General features: G+C 70.7%; 19 protein-coding genes and 1 pseudogene. 17 read left to right on the top strand and 3 right to left on the bottom strand.

The features are described 5' to 3' along the window. Nucleotides 1-24: 24 nt before the first annotated feature. A complete protein-coding gene (locus tag OHS71_RS03495; RefSeq protein ID WP_328476666.1) occupies nucleotides 25-2,064 on the bottom strand; it encodes a beta-galactosidase in 2,040 nt (679 codons plus the stop codon). 193 nt (nucleotides 2,065-2,257) lie between these two features. Here OHS71_RS03495 and OHS71_RS03490 point away from each other — a divergent pair, with 193 nt between their 5' ends. The 5 genes from OHS71_RS03490 to OHS71_RS03470 all read left to right on the top strand — a co-directional run bounded on the left by OHS71_RS03490 (nucleotide 2,258) and on the right by OHS71_RS03470 (nucleotide 6,157). After that, on the top strand, nucleotides 2,258-2,548 hold the full coding sequence (locus tag OHS71_RS03490; RefSeq protein WP_328476664.1) for an SDR family oxidoreductase: 291 nt from the start codon (nucleotides 2,258-2,260) through the stop codon (nucleotides 2,546-2,548). 67 nt (nucleotides 2,549-2,615) lie between these two features. Continuing rightward, nucleotides 2,616-3,362: a FadR/GntR family transcriptional regulator gene (locus OHS71_RS03485; protein ID WP_328476662.1), complete on the top strand. Its 747-nt coding sequence runs from the start codon at nucleotides 2,616-2,618 to the stop codon at nucleotides 3,360-3,362. Then, nucleotides 3,359-4,504, top strand: a complete 1,146-nt coding sequence (gene dgoD / locus OHS71_RS03480) for a galactonate dehydratase (RefSeq protein ID WP_328476660.1) — start codon at nucleotides 3,359-3,361, stop codon at nucleotides 4,502-4,504. The genes OHS71_RS03485 and dgoD overlap by 4 nt, the downstream gene beginning before the upstream one ends. Before the next feature lie 61 nt (nucleotides 4,505-4,565). Then, nucleotides 4,566-5,186, top strand: a complete 621-nt coding sequence (locus tag OHS71_RS03475; protein ID WP_328476658.1) for a bifunctional 4-hydroxy-2-oxoglutarate aldolase/2-dehydro-3-deoxy-phosphogluconate aldolase — start codon at nucleotides 4,566-4,568, stop codon at nucleotides 5,184-5,186. Nucleotides 5,187-5,236: 50 nt separating this feature from the next. Then, nucleotides 5,237-6,157: a sugar kinase gene (locus tag OHS71_RS03470; RefSeq protein WP_443047151.1), complete on the top strand. Its 921-nt coding sequence runs from the start codon at nucleotides 5,237-5,239 to the stop codon at nucleotides 6,155-6,157. 89 nt (nucleotides 6,158-6,246) lie between these two features. On the opposite strand, the pseudogene OHS71_RS03465 reads toward OHS71_RS03470, so the two are convergent. Further along, a pseudogene (locus OHS71_RS03465) lies at nucleotides 6,247-6,444 on the bottom strand (cellulase family glycosylhydrolase); the annotation flags it as partial. Nucleotides 6,445-6,916: 472 nt separating this feature from the next. Between OHS71_RS03465 and OHS71_RS03460 the strand changes: the two are divergent. Both OHS71_RS03460 and OHS71_RS03455 read left to right on the top strand, forming a co-directional pair. Further along, on the top strand, nucleotides 6,917-7,975 hold the full coding sequence (locus tag OHS71_RS03460; protein ID WP_328476654.1) for a LacI family DNA-binding transcriptional regulator: 1,059 nt from the start codon (nucleotides 6,917-6,919) through the stop codon (nucleotides 7,973-7,975). 292 nt (nucleotides 7,976-8,267) lie between these two features. Next, on the top strand, nucleotides 8,268-9,794 hold the full coding sequence (locus OHS71_RS03455; RefSeq protein ID WP_328484377.1) for a glycoside hydrolase family 43 protein: 1,527 nt from the start codon (nucleotides 8,268-8,270) through the stop codon (nucleotides 9,792-9,794). A 156-nt stretch (nucleotides 9,795-9,950) separates the two neighbouring features. Here the strand turns inward: OHS71_RS03455 and OHS71_RS03450 are convergent, their stop codons facing one another. After that, on the bottom strand, nucleotides 9,951-10,670 hold the full coding sequence (locus OHS71_RS03450; RefSeq protein WP_328476652.1) for a glycoside hydrolase family 75 protein: 720 nt from the start codon (nucleotides 10,668-10,670) through the stop codon (nucleotides 9,951-9,953). A gap of 370 nt (nucleotides 10,671-11,040) precedes the next feature. On the opposite strand from OHS71_RS03450, the gene OHS71_RS03445 reads away from it, so the two are divergent. The 10 genes from OHS71_RS03445 (at nucleotide 11,041) to OHS71_RS03400 (ending at nucleotide 24,326) form a co-directional block, all read left to right on the top strand. Beyond that, nucleotides 11,041-12,240, top strand: a complete 1,200-nt coding sequence (locus tag OHS71_RS03445; protein ID WP_328476650.1) for a glycoside hydrolase family 88/105 protein — start codon at nucleotides 11,041-11,043, stop codon at nucleotides 12,238-12,240. 104 nt (nucleotides 12,241-12,344) lie between these two features. Next, on the top strand, nucleotides 12,345-13,133 hold the full coding sequence (locus tag OHS71_RS03440) for a Tat pathway signal sequence domain protein (RefSeq protein ID WP_328476648.1): 789 nt from the start codon (nucleotides 12,345-12,347) through the stop codon (nucleotides 13,131-13,133). Between the two features lie 11 nt (nucleotides 13,134-13,144). After that, a complete protein-coding gene (locus tag OHS71_RS03435) occupies nucleotides 13,145-14,971 on the top strand; it encodes a discoidin domain-containing protein (protein WP_328476646.1) in 1,827 nt (608 codons plus the stop codon). Continuing rightward, nucleotides 14,968-17,223 (top strand): alpha-galactosidase, encoded by a 2,256-nt coding sequence (locus OHS71_RS03430; protein WP_328476644.1) that lies wholly within the window; start codon nucleotides 14,968-14,970, stop codon nucleotides 17,221-17,223. The genes OHS71_RS03435 and OHS71_RS03430 overlap by 4 nt, the downstream gene beginning before the upstream one ends. 11 nt (nucleotides 17,224-17,234) lie before the next feature. Then, nucleotides 17,235-19,262 carry a PQQ-dependent sugar dehydrogenase gene (locus tag OHS71_RS03425; protein ID WP_328476642.1) on the top strand — a complete coding sequence of 676 codons (2,028 nt, stop codon included), beginning with the start codon at nucleotides 17,235-17,237 and terminating at the stop codon, nucleotides 19,260-19,262. 260 nt (nucleotides 19,263-19,522) lie between these two features. Beyond that, nucleotides 19,523-20,608, top strand: a complete 1,086-nt coding sequence (locus tag OHS71_RS03420) for an S-(hydroxymethyl)mycothiol dehydrogenase (RefSeq protein WP_328476640.1) — start codon at nucleotides 19,523-19,525, stop codon at nucleotides 20,606-20,608. Further along, nucleotides 20,608-21,237, top strand: coding sequence for an MBL fold metallo-hydrolase (locus tag OHS71_RS03415; RefSeq protein ID WP_328476637.1), 630 nt, complete (start codon nucleotides 20,608-20,610; stop codon nucleotides 21,235-21,237). The genes OHS71_RS03420 and OHS71_RS03415 overlap by 1 nt, the downstream gene beginning before the upstream one ends. A gap of 262 nt (nucleotides 21,238-21,499) precedes the next feature. Next, the gene (locus OHS71_RS03410; protein WP_328476635.1) at nucleotides 21,500-21,862 is read left to right on the top strand and encodes a bifunctional 3-phenylpropionate/cinnamic acid dioxygenase ferredoxin subunit; all 363 of its coding nucleotides are present in this window, start codon (nucleotides 21,500-21,502) and stop codon (nucleotides 21,860-21,862) included. Then, nucleotides 21,859-23,019, top strand: a complete 1,161-nt coding sequence (locus OHS71_RS03405; RefSeq protein ID WP_328476633.1) for an NAD(P)/FAD-dependent oxidoreductase — start codon at nucleotides 21,859-21,861, stop codon at nucleotides 23,017-23,019. The genes OHS71_RS03410 and OHS71_RS03405 overlap by 4 nt, the downstream gene beginning before the upstream one ends. A gap of 176 nt (nucleotides 23,020-23,195) precedes the next feature. Next, entirely contained in the window at nucleotides 23,196-24,326 is a 1,131-nt protein-coding gene (locus OHS71_RS03400) for an aromatic ring-hydroxylating oxygenase subunit alpha (RefSeq protein ID WP_328476631.1), read from the top strand. Nucleotide 24,327: the final 1 nt, after the last annotated feature.

The raw sequence follows: 24,327 nt of genomic DNA, 5'->3' as shown, positions 1-24,327 counted from the left end.
TTCTTCTGCGGCTCGATCGGTCGGCTACGGCTCGGTCAGTACGGCCACTCCGGCAGCGGGCAGCGTGATGCGGCCGGCGGGTGCCGTTCCCGGTGCCAGGGCGTCGGTCATCGGCCGGGGCAGCCTGATCTCGGCCTCCTCCCGGCCGTGGTTCAGCAGGAAGACGAACCGTCCGCCCTCGCCCTCGCGCACCGTCGTCTGGACGTGCTCGGGGAGTCCGGGGAGCACCGGGGCGACGGAGGCCGTACGGCAGACGTCGTCGATCAGGGCCCGCATGGCCTGCGGTGCGAGGCGCGTGGCGAGGTACCACGCGTCTCCGTCGCCGAAGGAGTGCCGGGTGACGGCCGGCCGGCCGGCGAGGTGTCCGGAGCCGAACTCGGCCACGACCCGGGCCCCTTCGGGCACGACGATCTCCGACCACAGGTCGGCGCTGCTGACCGTGCCGTCCGGGTGCCGGACGTCGACCGACTCGTTCTCCGCCGACGGCCAGAACTCCTCGACGCGCAGGCCGAGCGCCTCGCGCAGCGGTGCGGGGTATCCGCCCGGGTGGACGCGGTCGCAGTCGTCGACGATGCCGGAGAAGAACGACACCAGCAGCCGGCCGCCGCCGCGTACGAACCCGGTGAGGGCTTCGGCGTCCCGTTCCTTCAGCAGATACAGGTTGGGCGCGACGACGAGGCGGTAGCCGGAGAGATCCCGGTCGGGCGGTACGACGTCGCAGGCGATCCCGGCCTCGAACAGTGGCCGGTAGTGGGCGAGCGCGATGTCCATCTGGTTCAGCGCGGTGGAGGGGTGGGAGTCCAGTTCCAGGGCCCACCAGCTGTTCCAGTCCAGCACGAGGGCGACCTCGGCGGTGGAGCGGGTGCCGGCGATCTGCGGCACGGAGGCCAACTCGCGTCCCAGTTCGCGCACTTCACGGAAGATTCGGGTGTCGGTGCCGCCGTGCGGGACCATCGCCGAGTGGTACTTCTCGGCGCCGCCCCGGGACTGGCGCCACTGGAAGTACAGCACCGCGTCCGCGCCCTGGGCGACCGCCTGCCAGCTCCACAGCCGCATCCGCCCCGGCGGCTTGGGCCCGTTGCGCTCACGCCAGTTCACCGCGCCGGGCGCCTGTTCCAGCAGCAGCCACGGCTGACCGGCGCGTGCGGAGCGGGTGACGTCGAAGATGAAGGCGGCCTGGACATGTGTGTCGTCGCCGTGCGGGTCCTGGTAGACGTCGACCGAGACGGCGTCCTCCTCGGCCGCCCAGCGGAAGGCGTCGACGGGCTTGTGCACGCCGATGAAGTTGGTCGTGACGGGTACGTCCGGGGTGATCCGCCGCAGCACCGCCTTCTCGGTCAGAAAGCACTGGAGCAGCGCGTCGTCGGAGAACCGGGCGAAGTCCAGCTGCTGGGCCGGGTTGGGGAAGGTCGGCGCGAGCCGCGGTGGCAGCACCTCGTCGAAGGAGTCGTAGCGCTGCGACCAGAAGGCCGTCGACCATGCGTCGTTGAGTGCCTCGACGTCGCCGTACCGTTCGGAGAGCCAGCGCCGGAAGTCCGCGGCCGACTCGTCGCACCAGCACTGCGGCGTGTGGCAGCCGTACTCGTTGCCGATGTGCCACATCTCCAGCGCGGGATGGTGCGCGTAGCGGGTGGCCAGTCGCTCGACCAGGCGTGCGGCGTACCTGCGGTACACGGGACTGGAGGGGCAGTAGTGCTGGCGTCCGCCGGGCCACATCCGGCGGCCGTCGGAGGTCTCGGGGAGGATCTCGGGGTGGAGCCGGGACAGCCACGGCGGCGGGGACGCCGTCATGGTGGCCAGACATACGGCTACACCCGCCCCGGCGAGGTTGTCCATGACCCGGTCGAACCAGCCGAAGTCGTACTCCCCGGGCCTCGGTTCCACCTTGGCCCAGGAGAAGATCCCGGCCGTCACCAGGGTGACGCCCGCCTCTTTCATCAGCGCGACGTCCTCGGCCCACACCTCCTCGGGCCACTGCTCGGGGTTGTAGTCGCCTCCGAAGGCGATCCCGGCCGGGCGCAGACGCCGGCGGGCGTCGATCGGTACTGAAGGTGCCTGTTGCATGCCGGTCAGTCTTGGAGCGGCATCGCCATGCAGTCAAGATATATTCATAATTAATTGAAACAGCTATGGTGGGTGTCGTCAGCAGGCATCGGACGGGAGACGCACACGATGACGGAGTGCCACAGGAGGGCGGGGCGGTGCCGGTGATCACCGGAGCCGCGCACGGAATCGCTGCGGCCACGGCGCTGCGGTCATGGTCACGGACGTGGACGACGAGGCGGGCAGGACGCTCGCCGCCGCCGTCGGGGCCGGGCCGGACATCCGGGTCGACACGGTGCTGCCCGCCCCATCCTCACCGCCGCCCGGGAGGGGATCCCGGAGTCCGAGGACGCGCAGCGTGGCGGCCCCCGCGCCCAGGAGGTTCGGGCGGCCGGAGGAGATGGCCCGGGCCGCAGCCGTCGTGGCGTCAGCGGACCCCTCCTGCGTGACCGGAGCGAGCCTGGTGGCCGACGGAGGATGGAGCGTCATGAAGGAATCCTCATGAGCGGCGCGCACCGGGCGACAAGCCCTGCACGGCGACCGCGAACAGGAACCGAACGGAAACGGAGAACGTGGTGACCCAACCCGGCAGGGGGCTGTACGGCCAGGCGGTGGAGGAACTGGGCCGGCGCATCGTCCGCGGCGACTACCCTCCCGGCTCCGTGGTGGACCCGGTCAGGTTCGAGACCGAGCTCGGCGTCAGCAAGACCGTCGTGCGCGAGGCGCTGCGCGTGCTGGCGGCCAAGGGCCTCCTCGAGTCGCGGCAGAAACGCGGTACGACCATCCGGCCTCGCGCCGACTGGAACCTGCTCGACAGCGACCTGCTGCGCTGGCAGGGGAGCAGCGCTCCCACCGACGGCTTCCTGGAGGACCTCGCCGAGGTCCGCGCGCTGGTGGAGCCCGCCGGAGCCCGGCTCGCCGCAGCCCGTCGCACCGCGTCCGACCTGGCCGCGATGCGGCAAGCGCTCGACGCCATGGCGGCGGCGGGGACCGACGCCGACGCGATGGTCGAGGCGGACCTGGCCTTCCACCGCGCCCTCCTGGACGCCGCGCACAACGAACTGCTCAGCCGGATGGAGGTCGTCATCGAGGCCGGCCTGCGCGTGCGCGACCGGATCGTGCACGGCGCCCGGCACTTCTCCGACTCCATCCCCGTGCACCAGGAACTGCTGGCGGCGGTCGAGGCCGGTGATCCCGACGCGGCGGTGGCCGCCGTCGGCTCACTGCTGGCGCAGGCGTCCCACGACCTGGCGGCCGTACAGGCCGGCGAAGACCCCGATGACGTCGCGACCGACCCGCTCCCCGAGGAAGCTCATTGAAAATAACCGGACTTGAGACGTTCCTGGTGGCTCCGCGCTGGCTGTTCCTGCGTGTCGCCACCGACGAGGGCGTCACCGGCTGGGGCGAGCCCGTGATCGAGGGCCGCGCCGAGACCGTACGCGCCGCGGTCCACGAACTGGCCGACTACCTCGTCGGCCGGGACCCGCTGCGCATCGAGGACCACTGGCAGGTGCTCACCAAGGGCGGCTTCTACCGGGGCGGCCCCATCCTCTCCAGCGCCGTCGCAGGCATCGACCAGGCCCTGTGGGACATCGCGGGCAAGACCTACGGCGTCCCGGTGCACCGCCTCCTCGGCGGCCCCGTACGCGACCGAGTCCGCATGTACGCCTGGATCGGCGGAGACCGGCCCAGGGATGTCGCGGAGCTCGCCGAGGAGCAGATGAAGGCGGGCTTCACCGCCGTGAAGATGAACGCCTCCGCCGAACTCGCGTCCATCGACACCCCGGCGCGCACCGCAGAGGTCGTCGAGCGCGTCGCGGCCGTCCGCGAGGTACTGGGCGACGAGCGGGACGTCGCCGTCGACTTCCACGGCCGGGCCTCCACCGCCATGTCACGGCGCCTGCTGCCCCTGCTGGAACCGCTGCACCCGCTGTTCGTCGAGGAACCCGTCGCACCGGAACACTCGGGCCACCTGCGCAGCCTGGTGGAGTCGACGGGCATCCCGCTCGCGACCGGCGAACGCCTGTACTCCCGCTGGGACTTCCGCGAGGTCATGAGCAGCGGCATCGCCGTCGCCCAGCCCGATCTGTCGCACGCCGGCGGCATCTCCGAGGTGCGCCGCATCGCGGCCATGGCCGAGACCTACGACGTCGCCCTGGCCCCCCACTGCCCCCTCGGCCCGATCGCCCTGGCCGCGAGTCTCCAGATCGCCTTCTCCGTGCCGAACTTCCTCGTCCAGGAACAGAGCATGGGCATCCACTACAACCAGCATTGCGACCTGCTCGAGTACGTGATGGACCCCGAGCCCTTCCGCTTCCGGGACGGCTACGCCGTGGCAAGTTCCCGTCCGGGCCTCGGCGTCGAGATCGACGAGAAGGCGGTACGCCACGCCGCCGAGACCGGACACCGCTGGCGCAACCCCGTATGGCGCGGCCCCGACGGGGCGTTCACCGAATGGTGACCACCGCCGGTCCCGCTCCAGAACCCCACGCCCCGGCCACGCCCAAGGAGAGCCCGCTCCCATGAACCTGGTGGAATCCCTCCGAACCCACCGCCTGCTGGCGATCGTCCGCGGCAAGGATCCCGCCGCGGCCCTGCGCACCATACGCACCCTCACCGAAGAGGGCATCGCCGCCGTCGAGGTCTCCCTCACCACCGCCGACGCCCTCACCGTGATCAGACGGGCCCGCGCCGACCTCGGCCCCGACGCGGTCCTCGGCGCCGGAACCGTTCGCTCGGCGCAGGACGCGGCCCGCGCCGTGGACGCCGGCGCCTCGTACCTCGTCACCCCGGCACTGGTCGACGGGCTCGCGCCCTACGGTGTGCCCGTGCTGATGGGAGCCCTGACGCCGACCGAGATCGAGACCGCCCTCGCCCGGGGCGCCGCCGCGATCAAGCTCTTCCCCGGTGCTCTCGGCGGCCCCGGCTATCTGCGGGCGCTGCGCGACCCCTTCCCCGAGGTGCCGTTCGTTCCCGTCGGGGGTGTGGACGCGCAGGCCGCTCGCGACTACCTGGACCGTGGCGCTCTCGCCGTCGGCGTCGGCTCACCCCTCGTCGGGGACGCGGCAGACGGCGGCGACCTGGACCGGCTCCGCGCCCGTGCGGCCGAGTTCCGCCTGGTGGCCGCGGGGGAGGCACCGTGACGGCCCCGGCCCCCCAGGCCCCGCCCGAGGTGGTGACCTTCGGCGAGACCATGGCGGCGCTGCGGGCACACGGCGCGCTGCGGCTCGGCGGCAGCCTCGGCCTGTCCGTCGCGGGAGCCGAGTCCAACGTCGCCATCGGCCTGGCCCGGCTCGGCCACCGGGTGCGCTGGGCCGGCCGGGTCGGCGCCGACGAAATCGGCGCGCTGGTCCTGCGCACCCTGCGCGCGGAGGGCGTCGACATCGGCCACGCGGTCACCGACGACACCGGCAGGCCGACCGGACTGCTGCTGACCGAACCCCGCCTCGGCACGCTCACACGCGTCAGCTACTACCGCGCCGGTTCCGCAGGGTCGGCCGTGTCACCGGCGGACGTACTGCCCGCGCTGTCCGCCGGATCACGCATCCTTCATCTGACCGGCATCACACCGGCGCTCGGCGCGTCGGCGGCCGAGGCCGTCCTAGCCGCCGCCACCGCCGCCCGCGAAGCGGGCATCACCGTGTGCCTCGACGTCAACCACCGCTCCCGGCTGTGGACCGCCGACCGCGCCCGCGCAGCGCTCCGGCCGCTGCTGGCCCGCACCGACCTGCTCGTCGCCTCCGAGGACGAGCTGCCGCTCGTGCTGGAGGAGCCCGGCGCGGACGAGACCGAGGCGGTGCGCGGCGTGCTGGCCGAAGGCGTCGGCGAGGTGGTCGTCAAGCGTGGCGCACGCGGCGCGACCAGCTTCACCGCGGACGGGGCGGTCGACTGCGCGGCGCGAGAGGTCGAGGCGGTCGACCTGGTCGGCGCGGGCGACGCCTTCGTGGCCGGCTATCTGTCCGGACTGCTCACCGGAGCGGACGTCCGGGCCCGTCTGCACCGGGCCGTGACCACCGCGGCCTTCGCCGTCGCCACCCGCGGCGACTGGGAGGGCCTCCCGACACAGGACGAACTCGGCCTGTTCGACCAGCCCGACGGCACGACCATCCGCTGAAACGGCGGCCTGCTGACACGGGGGCCGCCGACACGGCGGTCCGCCGCCGCCACCACCATCCGCTGATCCAGGAGGGCGACCTGCCGGACCTTCGCCGTCCAGGCCGGGTCGATCGTGTAGTCGGGCGCGGCGCCCTGGTGGACGCCCCAGGTGACGGGCAGCCGGATGCTCTTGAACCCCTGTGACCTGACCTTCTTCAGCAGCGCCCGGGTCACGGGCGGGTTGCCCCAGGACGTCTCGTCGGGGATGGCGTCGTAGGTGTTGCCGAGGTTCCAGCCGGGCTGCATGGCCGCCACCGCGCTGCGGGCGGCCGGGGCGCTCGGCGGGGGGACGGGCGGATCGTCGGCCCGGGCCGTCGCGGGCACCAGCCGGAGCAGGACGATCGCCAGGAGAAGGGCCGCCAGTCCCGGCCGACGGCACTGTCGCGGCCGCGACAGCCGTGGTCGTCGTCGCGGGAACAGTGCGGGTCTCCTCGTCATCACGTGCACCTGCCGTCAGGGGGTGGGCGGTGCGGATCCGGCGCGGTCGGCCGGACGCGTTCGACACGTGCGAGTCGGGGCGCGGGCCGGCCGTGAGGGTGACCGGAGAAAGGAAACTTTCGCTGTACGCGGCGGAGAAACTAACATGCCTCCGTGCCCAAGGCCACAGGTTCGCCGGCCGGAGATGCCAGAATGGCCGCGCACATCCTCACGACGCTGTTCACCCGGCTTTCGCGTCAGGCTTTCGCCGGGAGAGCGTTCGACGATCGGGAAGGCGACCTTGGCGGACAACGCAGCGGACGGGCCGGTGGATCCGGCGGGCGGGGACGACGGCCGGGGCGACACGTCCCGCCCGGTGACCATCGCCTTCATCGCCGAGTCGGCGGGCGTCTCGGTCCCGACCGTGTCCAAGGTGATCAACGGAAAGTCGGGCGTCTCCGCGGACACCCGTGCCCGCGTCGAGGCACTGGTCAACGAGTACGGATACCGCAAACCGTCGGGGGCCAACCGGAACAACGTCGTGGAGCTCGTGTTCCGCGAGCTCGAGCACATGTGGGCGATCGAGATCATCCGGGGCGTCGAGCGGGTGGCACGCCGCCACCGCGTCGGCCTCATGGTCTCCGAGTTCGGGCTGCACGACACCGCCGAGCCCTCCTGGGACGACACCGTCGCCAGGCGTCCCAACTGCGTCCTGTCGGTGGCCCAGCTCTCCGAGGCCGAGCGTGAGCAACTCAAGGCGAAGGGGATCCCGTTCGTCGTCTTCGACCCCGCCACGGAACTGCCCGACGACGTCCCGTTCGTGGGCGCCACCAACTGGTCCGGAGGCCGGGCCGCCACCCGTCACCTCACCGAGCTGGGGCACCGCCGGATCGCCATGATCGCCGGCCCTCAGGACCAGCTGTACTGCCTCGCCCGGCTGGACGGCTACCGCTCGGCCATGCAGGCCGCCGGTCTGACGGTCGAACCGGAACTCGTCGTGCACGCGCCCCTCACCCGTGAGGACGGCTGCACGGCGGCCCGCCTCCTGCTCGCCCTGCCCGAGCCCCCCACGGCCGTCTTCGCCGCCAACGACCTCCAGGCGCTGGGCGTGTACCAGGCCGCGCGCGAGGCGGGGCTGCGGATCCCGGACGATCTGAGCGTCGTGGGCTTCGACGATCTGCCGGTGGTGGCCTGGGTCGATCCGCCGCTGACCACGGTCCACCAGCCCCTGACCGAGATGGCCGCGGCCGCGACCGAGCTGGCACTGACGCTCGGGCGGGGTGAAGCGGCGCCCCAGGTCGGGCTGGAGATCGCGACGACTCTCACGGTCCGATCGAGCACGGCCCCGCCCAGGGGCTGATCCCCAGCGACTGCCCAGGGACTGCTTCACCCCTCAGCGGCGACGACGCCTGCTGCCGACAGCGCCCGGCAGCGGGCGTCTCGTTGTGTCCGGGCGTTCCGCGGAGGAAAGGGCGACACGACCGTTGACCATGGTCGCGCCCCTCGCTAGCCTCCCAGGAAAGTATCTGTCCGATATCGCGAAACTTTCGCTCCGACCGGAGACCGGTAGGCCTCCGCGACCCCGCGGACCATGAACGCCGTCCCGGCTCCGCCGGAATCGCTCCCCGCGCGCACCCCAGTGAAAGGACCCGATCAGGGTGTCGAGTACGCCGAGCATCTCCGAGAAGGGCAGCACCGTCGACAATCCGGTGATCCCCGGCTTCCATCCCGACCCGTCCGTCTGCCGGGTGGGCGAGGACTACTACCTCGCCTGCTCCAGCTTCGAGTACTTCCCCGGGGTGCCGATCTTCCACAGCCGGGACCTGGTCCACTGGACCCAGATCGGGAACGCGCTCGACCGGCCGGGCCAGTTGCGCCTGCCGCTGGACTCGCCGTCCTCGGGCGGCATCTACGCGCCCACACTGCGCCACCACGACGGCCGCTTCTGGCTGATCGTCACCAACGTGAGCGGGGACGGCAACCTGCTGTTCACGGCCACCGACCCGGCCGGTCCCTGGTCCGATCCCGTCCGCCTGCCCGGAGTGCAGGGCATCGACCCGGACCTCGCCTGGGACGAGGACGGCACCTGCTGGTGCACCACCGCCGGAGTCGGCCAGATCCGCATCGATCCCCGCACCGGGGAGACGTTCGGTCCGTCACGCCGGCTCTGGTCCGGCGCCGCCGGGGCCAAGGCCCCGGAAGCCCCCCACCTCTACCGGATCGGCGACTACTGGTACCTGCTCATCGCCGAGGGCGGCACCGAGCGCTGCCACGGCGTCTCGATCGCCCGCGGCCGCACGCCCGACGGTCCGTTCGAGCCGTGCCCGGCCAACCCGATCCTGACCCACCGGGGCACCGACCACCCCATCCAGAACACCGGCCACGCGGATCTGGTGCAGGCGCCCGACGACTCGTGGTGGATGGTGCTGCTCGGTGTGCGGCCGGGCGGCGGCACACCGGGGTGGCACGTACTGGGCAGGGAGACCTTCCTCGTCCCGGTCGAATGGGCCGACGGCTGGCCGGTCGTCGGCGAACTGTCGGTCTCGATGCCTGCGCCCGGCTGGCCGCTGCGACCGCGGCCCGCGGTGCCGGTCCGGGACGACTTCGACCTGAGCGAGCCGGCCCCGCACTGGGTCTCGTTGCGGCACCGGCCGCCGGAGGCGTGCACCACGAAGGAGAGGGCCGGCTGGCTGACCCTGCGGGCCCGCGGCGGATCGCTCGACGAGACCGACGTCACGTTCCTCGGCCGGCGGCAGCAGCACCTGTCGTGCCGGGTGCGGGCCCTGGCCGACGTCGGCGACGGTCGCGGCGGGCTGGCCGTCCGCCTCGACGAGCAGCACCACTACGACATCGAGGTCTCGTCCGGCGAGGTGCGGGTGCGGGCCCGGATCGGCCCTTCGAACACGGTCGTCGCCACCCGGCCGGCGCCCTCCGGGCCTGTCGTCCTGCGGGTCGAGGTGGCCGCCGTGTCCGCGCTGAACGACGCACGCACCGGCCCGGACACCGTCACGTTCGGGATCGAGGAGCCGGACGGCACGCTCGTCGAGCTGGCCTCGCTGGACGGGAAGTACCTCTCCACGGAGGTCGCCGGCGGCTTCACCGGCCGGGTGATCGGCATGTTCGCCGGCGCCGGGTCCGTCCACTTCGACTGGTTCGACTACGAGCCGGCCGCACACTGACCCGGCCGGCACAGGTGCGGCGCCGAACCGGTCCGGCCCGACGGGTGTGGTGTGCGCCCGTCGGACCGGACCGGTTCGGGTGTGCCGGGCACGGGGACCGGCGCGGACTTCCGGTGCCGGTCCCGACGTACCGGCCCGGTGGACGAACGTCGCGGCCTAGTTGTTGCGGAGGAACGTCTGGGCCAGCCGATCACCGAGGGTGACCGCAGCGCTGTGGCTCTCGATGGGGGACACCTGGGAGTTCTTGAAGAGGATGTAGGTGACGCCCGAGTCGGTGCCGCCGTTCTCCGGGTCGGGGTCGATGCCGAGTGCCTTGGCCGTCGCGTACGAGGCCTCGCCGATGATCTTCGTGGGACCGGTGTCGCCGACGACCGCGTACTCCACCTTGTTCTGGTAGATCACGGCGACGACCCCGCCGCCCTTGATGCCGGCGGAGCCGTAGTTCCAGATCGAGCTGGAGCTGGGCACGACGACGTAGGGGAGTGTGTCGGCGCGCAGCGGCTTGCCGTTGGACTGGTGGAACGCCGTGTCGTCCTGATACCAGGGGTCGGTGTCCTCGCTGCACTTGGCGGTCCGCTGGCCGTCGCAGTCGATGTCCATGTCGGCCTTCCAGAAGACCGCGCCGTTCTTGCCGCACACCGGGACGGTGGCCGACGTCTCGTCGTCGGTCTTGTACTTGCCGCTCGATATCTGCGAGCAGGACGTCACCTTGGCGAGCAGATCGGCAGCGCTGACCGAGCCCTCCTGCACCGAGGCGGGACCGGTGGCGTCCGCGCCGGAGCCCCGGGTGAGCCCGGAGGCGTTCGCGGGGAGGACGGCGGTGGCGAGGAGGGCGGCGCCCGCGGCCGCGGTGAGGGTCAGTGTTCGAGAGCGCACTGTGGGGGACCCTTCTGTTAGGAAAGTTTCCTGACGGGGTGCCGTACAAAGTGACGCGTCCTCACCCGTGGCGTCAACCCCTGTGCGTAAACCGGAGATTGGCCGGAAATGGATCCGACCTTATCGGTCCGGACCATTGACCATGTCTGGTCCGACCGCAACTCTGTTGCACGCCCCCACAACCCACTGCATGAACCTGGTGCATGTATGTGAACAACGGGTGTCCCTCCTGCGTATCCGCGCACTCCACGCGCCCAGAGCCCCCAGGAAAGCGAGCCCACCTCATGAGTGAGGAACCGTCAGCAGCCCAGCTTGCGGAACGGAGTATTCAGCAGACATCGGAGGACCCGGCCGTGAAGGCGGCGGCATCATGAGGCGTCTCGGTGCCTTGCTGACGGCCTGCGCGCTCGCTACCGCAGGTCTCCTGACGGTCTCCGCCGCGGCCCCGCCGGCGGATCGGCCCACCGCGCCGGTCACCCGCCCGGCCGCCGCCACCGACTGGTCCGTGGCCCTGGTCGACTCGACCACGGCCCGCCTCACACCGAGCACCATCGGCGGCTGGTCGTACCCCGTCGGGCTGTATCTCTACGGCCAGTACCTCACCTACCGGCGCACCCACGAGCCGCGCTACCTCGCGTACATCAAGAGCTACGTCGACCGTTTCGTGCACGACGACGGAACCATCGACCAGAACTTCAACAGCCTCGACAGCATGCAGGCCGGCCGGCTGCTGGTGATCCTCCACCACGAGACCGGCCAGGACCGCTACCGCAAGGCGGCCAGGAAGATCCGTGACCGGCTGAACAGCTATCCGCGCACCTCCGACGGCGGCTTCTGGCACGCCGACACCAGCAGCCGCGCCCACCAGCTCTGGTCGGACGGCGTCTACATGGTGAATCCCTTCCTCGTCGAGTACGGCGCGGAGTTCGGCGACACGGCCTACGCGAACGACGAGGCTGCCAGGCAGCTCTCCGTCTACGGGCGCCGTCTCCAGGTGCCGAACGGACTGCTGCGGCACGCCTACGACGAGTCGAAGACCGTGAGCTGGGCCGATCCGCAGACCGGGCTGGCCCCCGAGTCCTGGTGCCGGGCGGTGGGCTGGTACTCGATGGCGATCGTCGACGTGCTCGACGCGCTCCCCGCGCGGCACGCCCGCCGCCCTCAACTTCTCGGCATACTCCGGAATCTGGCCGCCGGGCTGGAGCGGTACCAGGATCCGGTGAGCGGGCGCTGGTTCCAGGTGATCGACAAGGGGAGCCGGAGCGGCAACTGGACCGAGACCTCGTGCTCCAGCATGTTCACCTACGCCCTCTCGCGCGGAGCCCAGCAGGGCTACATCGACGCGCACTACCAGTCCGTCGCACGGAGCGGCTACGAGGGAGTCCTCGCGAGGATCTCCCTCGGGCCCGACGGCCGCACCGACCTCACGGGCATCTCCATCGGCACCAACGTCGGCGACTACGACTTCTATGTCGCACGACCCCGGGAGACCAATGACTTCCACGGTCTCGGCGCCTTCCTGATCATGAACGAGCAGCTCAGGACGGTGCGTCCGCCCGGCAGCGGGTGACTCCGGCAACGGGCGACCCACCGCTCGTCCCCCCGCGCCCCGGCCGTCTCTCCACGCGCCGGGAACCGCGCGGCAACCCCCACGCAGAACGAGGTGAGTCAGTCATGAGCACATCCCGCAGGACCCTGCTCGGCGCGGCGGTCGCCGGCGCCGCGGCGGCCTCGACCGCCGGCCTGCCAGGCACCGCGCACGCGGCCTCCTGGCAGCAGAAGTGGGCGCCGTCGGCGAGCAGCGCGGGCCTCGGCGCCTTCGAGACCGTCGAGGACGACCGCGCGGACTCCCACACATCGGGTCAGCCGCACATCTTCACCTCGGGAAACAACTGGCGCTTCAACATGCACATGGCCGACCGGGACACCTCCACCGACCGGCAGCGCCAGGAGGTCACCGGACTGCGCAACGGCAGCGGCAGCAACTACCTCAAATGGACCTCGGGCCAGACCTGGCGGGTCACGTACTCGATGTACATCCCGAGCTCCCTGAAGGCGACCACCACCTTCACCCACATCATGCAGATGAAGCAGCCGGGCAGCGGCAGCTCCCCGATCGTCGTGCAGTCGCTGCGCCGGGTGAACGGCAAGCAGACCATCGAGCTGAAGCTCGCCATCGACGACATCCTCATCGGCCGCACCCCCCTGGACCCGCTGCACGACACATGGACCGACGTCGACTTCCAGATCAAGGTCGGGAACGGCTCGGCGGGTTCGGTCCGCTGGATCCTCAAGAGCGGTGGCTCGACCGTCATCGACGCGTCGAAGACCGGCGTCGACACCTTCCTGGCCGACCGGGTGCGCCCCAAGTGGGGCATCTACCGCTCCCTCGGCGACACCTCGGGGTCCCTGATGGACACCTACCTCCTGCTCACCGGCCTGCGCGGCTACCAACTCGGGTGAGGAGCCCTGCCATGAAACCCCCCATCCCTGCCTGGCGCAGGGCGGCGGCGATCCTCCTGTTCGTCCTCGCCGTCGTCCTTGGACTCACCCAGCCCGCGGCCCTCGCGACCCCGGCCCCCGCCGCGCAGCCCGCCCTGCGCGCCGACAACCCCCGTCAGGACTTCCTGCGGGTCTCCGTCGGCGGACTCTTCCTGCACTGGGGCCTGCGCACGGCACCCGCCCACACCAGCTGCTCCGCCTGGGAGAAGGACGTCACCGACGGCGGCTGGACCCCCGGCTACTGGGTGAAGGAGGCGCAGAAACTGCACACGCAGTACCTCGTCCTCGCCACCTTCCACAGCCGTCTCGGCTACGCCCGCCCCTGGCCGTCCAAAATCCCCGGTTCCTGTTCCACCGAGCGGGACTTCGTCGGAGAGCTGATCACCGCAGCCAAGGCGAAGGGCCTGAAGGTCATCCTGTACATGACCGACGATCCCCAGTGGCACGCCGAGGGGGGCCACGAGTGGCTCGACTCGTCCGCGTACTCGGCGTACAAGGGCACGAACGTCGACCTGACCACCCGGGACGGCTTCGGACAGTTCGGTTACGACAACTTCTTCGAGGTCATGGACCGCTATCCCGACCTCGGCGGCTTCTGGATCGACAACGACAACGCGTACTGGGAGAGCCACGACCTCTACGCGCAGATCCAGCGGAAGCGACCGGGCTACACGCTCAGCAACAACAACGAGGACACGCCGATCATGGACATGATCAGCAATGAGCAGAAGACCGGGATGTCGCCCGCCTATGACTACCCACAGGCCGTGTACACCGCGCAACCCCGCCTGACCGAGGCCGACTTCAAGCTCCCCTCGACCGGCGCCTGGTGGTACGGCGGCTCCGACCCCGCCGTCGACCGCATGCTCACCCTCGGCCGGCTCGTCACCAACGCCGGCTCCTCCGTGAAGGCGCTGATGGCCGAGACCGCTCAGGTCAACGGCAAGTTCCCGGCCAACCAGGCAGCCTTCAACACTTTCGCCGACTCCTACCTCGACCCCATCTGGGAGTCCCTGCACGGCACCGAGGGCGGCGGATACATGTACGGCGGTCTGAAGCCCGGCTTCTGGAACGACGGGGCGCACGGCGTCACCACCATCGCCAGGACCGACCCGAACCGTCAGTACGTGCACGTCCTGACCCCGCCCAGCACCGACGTGCTGCGCATCCGGGACAACGGCTACCGCATCGCCGCCGTCACCGACCTGCGCACCGGAGCGGCTGTCTCCTGGTCGCAGTCGGGCGGGGTGCTGACCCTGAGCGGCCTCGGCGGCTGGGATCCGTACGACACCGTCTTCAAGGTCACCACGGCCGGCCGGCAGGGCATCCTGGCCGGCGTCAGGGTGAGCGCGAGCGCGTCGGCGGGCGGTCACGGCGGCGCGGCGGCGGGAGACGCCGACTACGGCACCTACTGGGACAGCGACAAGACCCTGCCCGTCAGCCTCACCTTCGACCTCGGCTCGGCCAGGAAGGCGCAGTACATCGGCCTGAACCAGCGCGAGGACTCCGTCGCGTACGCCCGCTCGGACACCGAGCAGTCGGCGCGGATCAAGGACTACAAGGTGTTCGTCAGCCAGGACGGTTCGGCCTGGGGCAGCGCCGTGAAGACGGGACAGCTGCCGAGTCGTCGCGGCATACAGGGAATCGACCTCACGGCCGTGAACGCCCGGTACGTCCGCCTCGAAGTGGACTCCACCTGGGCCGCGTCCACCGACACCACCCGCTACAAACGGCTGCGGATCGACGAGGCGTGGATCGGCGCCTCCTACGCGACCGCGGTGAAGGGGGCACAGTCATGAACGGCATCACCCGCGTCAGAGCACTGGTCGTGACCCTGGTCGGGCTTCTGCTCGCCTCGGCGATCCCGCTCCTTGCCACCGCCCGCCCGGCCGCCGCCTCCGACAACGGCCAGTCGGTGCGTCCCGCCATGGGCTGGAGCAGCTGGAGCTTCGTGCGCCGCACGCCGACCGAGGCGAAGATCAAGGCGCAGGCCGACGCCCTGGTGTCGACCGGCCTCAAGGACCACGGCTTCGTGTACGTCAACCTCGACGACTTCTGGCAGAAGTGCGACGACAACGGCTTCGTCGTCGACTCCTACGGCCGCTGGAGCGTGGACACGGCCAAGTTCCCGGGCGGTATCAAGGCACTGGCCGACTACATCCACTCCAAGGGCCTGAAGTTCGGCTTCTACGTCACCCCCGGCATCGCCAAGAACGCCGTCACCAGGAACACCCCGATCGAGGGGACCTCGTACCACGCGAAGGACATCGCGGACACCTCGAAGACCGAGAAGAACTACAACTGCAAGAACATGTACTACATCGACTACTCCAAGCCCGGCGCACAGGAGTTCGTGAACTCGTGGGCCCGGCAGTTCGCCTCGTGGGGAGTCGATTACCTGAAGATCGACGGGGTGGGCGCCGCGGACATCCCCGACGTGCAGGCTTGGGACAAGGCGCTGCGGGCCACCGGACGGCCCATCAACTTCGCGCTCTCCAACAACCTGCCCATCGCCGACGCCGCCACCTGGCGCCGGCTGTCGAACAGCTGGCGGACCCAGGGCGACGTCGAGTGCTACTGCGGGCCGGGCTCGAACGGCAGCGGCTACCCGCTGACCGACTGGTCGCACGTCCTGGGCCGCTTCAACTCGGCCGCCTCCTGGCAGCCGCACGCGGGGCCGGGCGGCTGGAACGACCTGGACTCACTGGAGCTCGGCAACGGCGACCGGGTGGGCCTCACCGCCGACCAACGCCGTTCCCACTTCACTCTCTGGGCGATGGCGGCCTCGCCGCTGCTGCTCGGCACCGATCTCACCCAACTCGACTCCGTCGACAGGGCGATGCTGACCAATGACCGGCTGATCGGCGTGGACCAGGACGGAGTGGCCGCATCACGGATCGTCAACAGCGGGGTCCGGCAGGTGTGGAGCAAGAAGGAGAGCGACGGACAGTACGTCGTCGCCCTCTTCAACACCGGTACCTCCGGCAGCACTTCGGTGAGCGTCGACTGGTCGCAGGTCGGCTTCACCGGTTCCGGCGATGTCACCGACCTGTGGTCCGGCTCCCACAAGGGCGTGATCGCGGACTCCTACAGCGCGACCCTGCGCCCGGGGGAGACCCGGCTGATCAGGGTGAAGCCGGTCGGCTCCCTCAAGGCGGCCGTCGCCCCGGGGATGGCCGTCGCCCCCTACGAGTACCTCGGCTGGGGCAGCCCGCCCGACCCCGCCTCGGTGATGTCCGCGACCGGCGTCAGGTGGTTCACGCTCGCGTTCATCCTCTCCGACGGCGGCTGCAACCCGAAGTGGGACGGTTCACGCCCACTGACCGGTGGAAACGACCAGGCGAAGATCAAGGCGATCCGGGCGGCCGGCGGGGACGTGATGGTGTCCGTCGGCGGCTGGAGCGGAGCGAAACTCGGAGAGAAGTGCTCCAGTGCCTCCGCCCTCGCGGGCGCCTACCAGAAGGTGATCAACGCGTACGGCCTCAAGGCCATCGACATCGACATCGAGAACACCGAGTGGTCCGACGCCACCGTCCGCCAGCGGGTCGTCGACGCGCTGAAGATCGTCAAGGCGAACAACGCGGGACTGAAGACCGTCATCACCTTCGGCACCACGACCTCGGGACCGGACGCGACCGGAGTCGACATGATCAGGCGGGCGGCCGGCTCCGGCCTGGCGAACGACGTCTGGTGCATCATGCCGTTCGACTTCGGCGGCGGCAGCACGAACATGGGCGCCCTCACCACCCAGGCGATGGAGGGACTCAAGGCCCGGGTCAAGTCGGCGTACGGCTACAGCGACGCCACCGCCTACGCCCGCATCGGGCTGTCGTCGATGAACGGCAGGACCGACGACACCGGCGAACGGGTCCGGGTCGCCGATTTCAAGGCGATGCTCGCCTACGCGCAGCAGCACCACATCGGGCGTCTCACCTACTGGGCCGTGAACCGCGACCGCGCCTGCGGTTCCGGTACCGACGGCGACGCCTGTAGCGGCGTGTCGCAGCAGCCGTACGACTTCCTGAAGGTCTTCGCCCAGTACACGGGCTGAGGGGAACATCCGTGAAACGCATCAGAGCACTCCCGTACGGCCTCGCCCTGGTCGTGGCGCTGCCGCTGGCCGGTCTGACCGCCGGCGCGGCACACGCGGCGACCGACTACCAGGCCGAGGACGCCACCCTCACACAGGCCGCCGTCGCCACGAATCACACCGGGTACACCGGCACCGGTTTCGTCGACTACACCAACATCAAGGGCTCCACCGTCGAGTTCACGGTCTCCGCGGCCGCGGCGGGGACCGCGTCCGTCACCCTGCGGTACTCCAACGGAACGTCCGTCGACCGGCCCATGGACATCTCGGTCGGCGGGACGGTCGTCGCCCCGGGCGTCGCGTTCCCGGCCACCGCCGACTGGGACACCTGGGCGACCAGGACGGTCGGCGTGCCGCTCGCGGCGGGCACCAACACGATCCGCGCGACCGCCACCACGGCGAACGGCGGCCCCAACCTCGACCGGATCGGCGTCGGCGCGGTGGCCGACAGCCAGGCGCCGACCCGGCCGGGGCAGCCGAGCTGCTCCGCGATCGGCGAGGACCGGCTCACCCTCGCCTGGGGCGCCTCGACCGACGACGTGGGCGTGACGGCGTACGACCTGTACGAACACGGCAACAAGCTGGGCGAAGCGGCGGGCGGCGCCACCTCGAAGGCGCTGACCGGGCTGAGCCCGAACACCACCTACGACCTGACCGTCGTCGCACGGGACGCGGCCGGCAACACCTCGCAGGCCAGTCCGGTCGTCGACTGTACGACCACACCCAGCTCCGACACGACGGCGCCGAGCACTCCGGGAACGCTCGGGGCCACGAACGTCACGGCGACCGGTGCCGACCTGAAGTGGGGCGCCTCCACCGACGACAAGGGCGTCACGGGCTACGACGTGCGCAGCGGCGACACCGTGTACAAGACGGTCACCGGCACGTCGACCACCCTCACCGGACTCGCCTGCGACAGCCCGTACACGCTGAACGTGGTCGCGAAGGACGCGGCCGGCAATGTCTCCCGGCAGAGCAACACGGTCACCTTCACCACCAAGGCGTGTGCGGGTGACGGCGGAGTCCCGTCGTCGGTCGCCACCGTCTCCGGCGGGTGGACCATCCCGTGGGGCATCCAGTGGCTGCCCGACGGACAGAGCGCCCTGGTGACCGAGCGGGACGACTTCCGGGTCTGGAAGGCGACCAAGGACGGGGCGAGGACCCAGGTGGGCACGGTGCCGAACGCCGTCACCACCAACGGCGAGGGCGGACTGCTCGGCGTCGCCGTCGACCCCAAGTGGGCCTCCAACCACCATGTGTACTTCATGCACACGGCGTCCGAGGGCAACCGGGTCGTCCGCATGACGTACGACGGCAGCTCCCTGACCGGCTACACGGTCCTCCTCCAGGGCATCAAGAAGAACCGCTACCACAACGGCGGACGGCTGGCCTTCGGCCCGGACGGCTACCTCTACGTCTCGACCGGTGAGGCCCAGACGCCCGATCTGGCGCAGGACAAGAACTCCCTGAACGGCAAGATCCTGCGTATGACGACGGACGGCAAGGCCGCCCCCGGCAACCCGTTCGGCACCTACGTCTACAGCTACGGCCACCGCAATCCGCAGGGCCTGGCGTTCGACCGCAACGGGCGACTGTGGGAGGCGGAGTTCGGCAACAGTTCGAAGGACGAGCTGAACCTGATCAAGCCGGGCGCCAACTACGGCTGGCCGACCTGCGAGGGCACCTGTGACGTCTCCGGAATGACCAACCCGAAGAAGACATGGAACGTGTCCGAGGCCTCGCCGAGCGGTATCGCCATCGTCCGCAACACCGTCTACATGGCGTCGCTGCGCGGTGAGCGGCTGTGGCGGATCCCGATCAACGGCGACACCGAGAACGTCGGCACGGCGACGGCGTACTACGTGGGGACCTACGGCCGGCTGCGGACCGTCACCAAGGTGCCGGGAGCCGATCAGCTCTGGCTGTCCACGACCAACTGTGACAACAACGGAGGGGCGGCGGACGGCTCGGACAAGATCTTCCGGGTGAGCATCGACTAGCGGAGCACGGCAGACGGCCCGCGGCCTGTCCCACCGCCGCCTGCCGACCACGGCGCCTGACCGGCATCTTCGCCGGTCAGGCGCTTTTGCGTCCCGGGATGTCTGTCAGGACGCGTCCCTGGAGCACGGCAGGACCGGTGCGGTGCGGACCTCCCCGATCCTTGACCGTCGGTCGGCACTCCACGATGCTTTGTTGCGGCACATGAAAAACGTGCCGCCATGGGCAACATTCATTCAGGTCGTACCAGTCGAGGAGTGCCATGACTCACCAGGTCCGCGCTGTCGTCGCACGGGGGAAGGGCGCCCCCGTCAGCCTGGAAACGATCATCGTGCCCGACCCCGGCCCGGGTGAGGCGCTGGTCAGGATCGAGGCCTGCGGGGTCTGCCACACCGATCTGCACTACCGGGAGGGCGGCATCAGCGACGACTTCCCGTTCCTGCTGGGCCATGAGGCGGCGGGTGTCGTGGAGTCGGTGGGTGAGGGGGTCACCGATGTCGCCCCCGGAGACTTCGTCATCCTCAACTGGCGTGCGGTCTGCGGGCAGTGCCGGGCCTGTCTGCGCGGGCGACCCTGGTACTGCTTCAGCACCCACAACGCCCGGCAGAAGATGACCCTGCTCGACGGCACCGAGCTGTCCCCGGCGCTGGGCATCGGCGCGTTCGCGGAGAAGACGCTGGTGGCGGCGGGCCAGTGCACGAAGGTCGACCCGGCCGCCCCGGCGGCGGTCGCCGGGCTGCTGGGGTGCGGTGTGATGGCCGGGATCGGGGCCGCCATCAACACCGGCAACGTCGGCCGCGGCGACACCGTCGCCGTCATCGGCTGCGGCGGAGTGGGGGACGCGGCGGTCGTCGGGGCGAACCTGGCGGGCGCGGCGAGGATCATCGCGGTCGACGTCGACGACCGGAAGCTGGCGAAGGCCCGCACCATGGGGGCCACCCACACGGTCAACTCCAAGGAGACCGACCCGGTCGAGGCGATCCGTGAGCTGACCGGCGGCTTCGGCGCCGACGTCGTCATCGAGGCGGTCGGCCGCCCCGAGACCTACAAGCAGGCCTTCTACGCCCGCGACCTCGCCGGCACGGTCGTCCTCGTCGGCGTCCCCACCCCGGAGATGAAGCTCGAACTGCCGCTGCTCGACGTCTTCGGGCGCGGCGGCTCGCTGAAGTCCTCCTGGTACGGCGACTGCCTTCCCTCCCGCGACTTCCCCGTGCTCATCGACCTCTACCTCCAGGGGCGGCTGGAACTGGACGCCTTCGTCACGGAGACCATCGCGCTGGACGAGGTGGAGAAGGCGTTCGAGCGGATGCACGGCGGCGACGTCCTGCGCTCGGTGGTGGTCCTCTGATGGCCGCCCGCATCGAGCACCTGGTCACCTCGGGAACGTTCTCGCTGGACGGGGGCGCCTGGGACGTCGACAACAACGTGTGGATCATCGGCGACGACCACGAGGTCATCGTCGTCGACGCGGCACACGACGCCGGGGCCATCGCCGACGCCGTCGGCGGGCGCACACTGCGCGCCATCGTGTGCACCCACGCCCACAACGACCACATCGACGCCGCGCCCGAACTCGCGGCGCGCACCGGAGCGCCGATCCTCCTCCACCCGGACGACCTCCCGCTGTGGAAGCAGACCCACCCGGACCGCACACCCGACGGCGAACTGGCCGACGGCTGGGTGCTGGCGGTCGCGGGCGTCGAACTGAGCGTGCTGCACACACCGGGCCACGCCCCCGGCGCGGTCTGTCTGTACGCACCGGCCCTGTCGGCCCTCTTCGGCGGCGACACCCTCTTCGCGGGTGGACCGGGCGCGACGGGGAGGTCGTGGAGCGACTTCCCGACCCTGGTCGACTCGATCCGCGAGCGGCTGCTGACCTTGCCGGGCGACACGGTCGTGCACACCGGGCACGGGGACACGACCACCGTCGCGGCCGAGGCTCCGCACCTCCAGGAGTGGATCGACCGGGGCTTTTGAGCACCCGGTACGCGCCGGGCCGCGCGCCCGTCCGTCGGTCCTTCGCGGGGCGGGGAGACGGGCCGCCTCCCTGTTCTCCGCCGCTCGGGGAGAGAAGGGGCCGCACTCGGTCCCCTGTTGCCTATTGCGCAGGAAGTTGCATAACGAGCAACTCCGCAAGGTCAGGTCGTCCGGCCCGTGAACTCCTTGACAAGGATTCGGGCCGACTTCAGACTGATGTTGCGCTTACCGCAATCCGTTTCGTTATACGCACCGAGGTGTCATGATGATTCCCGTGTGCCGTCTCGCGGACCTCCCGCGAGGTGAGGCCTTCCGGCTCGACATCGACCCGCCGGTGTCGGTGTTCCACACCGATGACGGCGAGGTCTTCGCCATCGACGACACCTGCACCCACCAGGACGCCTCGCTCGCCGACGGCTGGCTGGAGGGCTGCGAGGTGGAATGCCCGCTGCACGCCTCGAAGTTCGACCTGCGGACCGGCGCCGTCGACGCCCCGCCGGCCAAGCGCCCGGTCCGCACCCACGGGGTCCTGGTGGAGGACGGCATGATCTACCTCCGGGTGTCCACGGACGCCCCCAACCTGCCTCCGTGCGTCGCGTCCCGGCTCGCCGGGGGTCCCGCGTGAGAACCGTCGCCGTCGTGGGCGCCTCGCTGGCAGGGCTGTCGGCGGCGCGCTCGCTGCGCAAGCAGGGCTACGACGGTCGGCTTGTCGTCATCGGCGACGAGACCCACCGCCCGTACGACAGGCCCCCGCTGTCCAAGGAGTTCCTGGCGGGCACGCTAGGCGAAGCGGATCTCTCGCTGGAGACGGACGACGAGGACCTGGGGGCGGAGTGGCTGCTCGGCGTCCGCGCCACCGGCCTCGACCGAGCCGAGCGCGCCGTACGGCTCGCCGACGGACGCGAGGTCCGCACCGACGGCCTCGTCATCGCGACGGGCGCCGCCGCGCGCACGCTCCCGGGTGCCGAGGGCCTCGCGGGAGTGCACCGGCTGCGCACCCTGGACGACGCCCGCACCCTGCGCGACGAACTGGCCGCGGGCGGACGGCTGGTGGTGATCGGCGGCGGATTCATCGGCGCCGAGGTGGCTTCCACCGCCTGCGCCCTCGGGCTCGACGTGACGGTGGTCGAGGTGGCCCCGACGCCGCTCGCCGGACCGCTCGGCGTGACGATGGGCGCCGTCGTCTCCGCCCTGCACGCCGACCACGGCGTACGGCTGCTGTGCGGCGTGGGCGTCAAGGGGCTGAGCGGGGAGAGCAGGGTGGACGCCGTCCTGCTCGAGGACGGTCGCAGCATCCCGGCCGACATCGTGGTCGTCGGCGTGGGGGCACGGCCGTGCGTCGAGTGGCTGCGGGGTTCAGGGGTCGAGCTCGACAACGGCGTGACCTGCGGCGCCGACGGCCGCACCAGCCTGGCCGCGGTGGTCGCGGTCGGTGACTGCGCCAACTGGTACGACCCCCGCACCGGTACCCACCGCCGCGTCGAGCACTGGACCGGAGCACGGGAGCGGCCCGATGCCGCCGTGGCCACGCTGCTGGCGGGCGGTGCGGTGGAACCCGGCGTGCCCCGGCCGCCGTACTTCTGGTCCGACCAGTACGGCGTGAAGATCCAGTTCGCCGGGCACGCGGCCGGCGCCGACAGCGTGACCGTGGAGGAAGGCGCCGCTGACGACCGCGACGTCCTCGCCGTCTACCGGCGCGCCGGTAGGCCGGTCGCCGTGCTCGGGATGAACCAGCCCCGGCTGTTCACCCGCTGGCGCAAGCAGCTCAGCGCTCCGCTGTGAGCGCCGCGACGGGTCGTTGCCTCCTCCGTACCGCCGTTGCGGCCGGTCGCGCCCACGCGGCGGAGCCGCACGTAGAAGCAGCCCCGCACCCTGCGGGGCGCCCCCCGAATCCTGCTGCGCACGCCCGTGACCCGCAGCGTTGTTGCCCCTCCACGACGTCCTCCGAGGAGTGCACCGTGACCTCGACCAGTCTGCCGGACAGCCTGATCGCCACCCTTCCCGGCTCCTCCTACACGGATCCGGCGGTCTTCGCCCAGGAGCAGGAGCGCATCTTCGAGACCATGTGGTTCTGCGTGGCGCGCGCCTCGGAACTGGCGAAGCCCGGCGCCTTCCGCACCGTCGACGTGGGCCGTGAGAGCATCCTGGTCACCCGCGCTCGTGACAACTCCGTCCGTGCCTATTTCAACGTGTGCCGGCACCGCGGCGCCAAGCTCTGCACGGAGGAGACCGGCGAGGTCAAGAGGGCCTTCCAGTGCCCCTACCACGCCTGGACGTACGACCTGAACGGCAAGCTCGTCGCGGCGCCCAACCTCACCAAGATGCCCGACGTGGGCCGGACCGAGTTCGGCCTGGTGAGCGTGGCCACCCGGGAGTGGCTCGGCTACGTCTGGGTGTGCCTCGCGGAGAACCCGCCCTCCTTCGACGAGGACGTCATCGGTGAGGTGGTCGCCCGCCTCGGGGACGTCGAGTCGATCGAGCGGTACGGCATCGACGGTCTCGCTGTCGGCCGACGGATCACCTATGACGTGAAGGCGAACTGGAAGCTCATCATCGAGAACTTCATGGAGTGCTACCACTGCGCCACCATTCACCCCGAACTCACCGAGGTGCTCCCCGAGTTCGCCGACGGCTACGCCGCCCAGTACTACGTCGGCCACGGCGCCGAGTTCGGTGAAGGGGTGCAGGGCTTCACCGTCGACGGCTCCGAGGGCCTGGACCGGATCCCCGGGGTGGCCCAGGACCAGGACCGCCGCTACTACGCGATCACCGTCAAGCCGCAGGTGTTCATCAACCTCGTACCCGACCACGTGATCTTCCACCGGATGTACCCGGTGGCCGTCGACCGCACGATCGTCGAGTGCGACTGGCTCTACCTCCCGCACGTCGTCGAGAGCGGGAAGGACGTCAGCCGCTCCGTGGAACTCTTCGACCGGGTCAACCGCCAGGACTTCGACGCGTGCGAGCGCACGCAGCCCGGGATGAGCTCACGCATGTACGCCAAGGGCGGTGTGCTGGTGCCCAGCGAGCACCACATAGGCGCGTTCCACGACTGGGTGAACGACCGCCTGGGCAGCCGTCCGCAGTAGG

Origin of the sequence: Streptomyces sp. NBC_00377 (assembly GCF_036075115.1) — a bacterium.
In the GTDB taxonomy this organism is placed as follows: Bacteria; Actinomycetota; Actinomycetes; order Streptomycetales; family Streptomycetaceae; genus Streptomyces.
Note: the sequence above shows the minus strand (reverse complement) of the source record. Positions and strands in the feature narration are given on the sequence as shown.

Excerpts from the sequence above, each read along its gene's own strand:
- OHS71_RS03490 (WP_328476664.1), top strand. The coding sequence starts at position 2,258 with ATGGTCACGGACGTGGACGACGAGGCGGGCAGGACGCTCGCCGCCGCC.
- OHS71_RS03475 (WP_328476658.1), top strand. The coding sequence starts at position 4,566 with ATGAACCTGGTGGAATCCCTCCGAACCCACCGCCTGCTGGCGATCGTC.
- OHS71_RS03470 (WP_443047151.1), top strand. The coding sequence starts at position 5,237 with ATGGCGGCGCTGCGGGCACACGGCGCGCTGCGGCTCGGCGGCAGCCTC.
- OHS71_RS03415 (WP_328476637.1), top strand. The coding sequence starts at position 20,608 with ATGGCCGCCCGCATCGAGCACCTGGTCACCTCGGGAACGTTCTCGCTG.
- OHS71_RS03495 (WP_328476666.1), bottom strand. The coding sequence starts at position 2,064 with ATGCAACAGGCACCTTCAGTACCGATCGACGCCCGCCGGCGTCTGCGC.
- OHS71_RS03440 (WP_328476648.1), top strand. The coding sequence starts at position 12,345 with ATGAGCACATCCCGCAGGACCCTGCTCGGCGCGGCGGTCGCCGGCGCC.
- OHS71_RS03410 (WP_328476635.1), top strand. The coding sequence starts at position 21,500 with ATGATGATTCCCGTGTGCCGTCTCGCGGACCTCCCGCGAGGTGAGGCC.
- OHS71_RS03445 (WP_328476650.1), top strand. The coding sequence starts at position 11,041 with ATGAGGCGTCTCGGTGCCTTGCTGACGGCCTGCGCGCTCGCTACCGCA.
- OHS71_RS03435 (WP_328476646.1), top strand. The coding sequence starts at position 13,145 with ATGAAACCCCCCATCCCTGCCTGGCGCAGGGCGGCGGCGATCCTCCTG.
- OHS71_RS03430 (WP_328476644.1), top strand. The coding sequence starts at position 14,968 with ATGAACGGCATCACCCGCGTCAGAGCACTGGTCGTGACCCTGGTCGGG.
- OHS71_RS03420 (WP_328476640.1), top strand. The coding sequence starts at position 19,523 with ATGACTCACCAGGTCCGCGCTGTCGTCGCACGGGGGAAGGGCGCCCCC.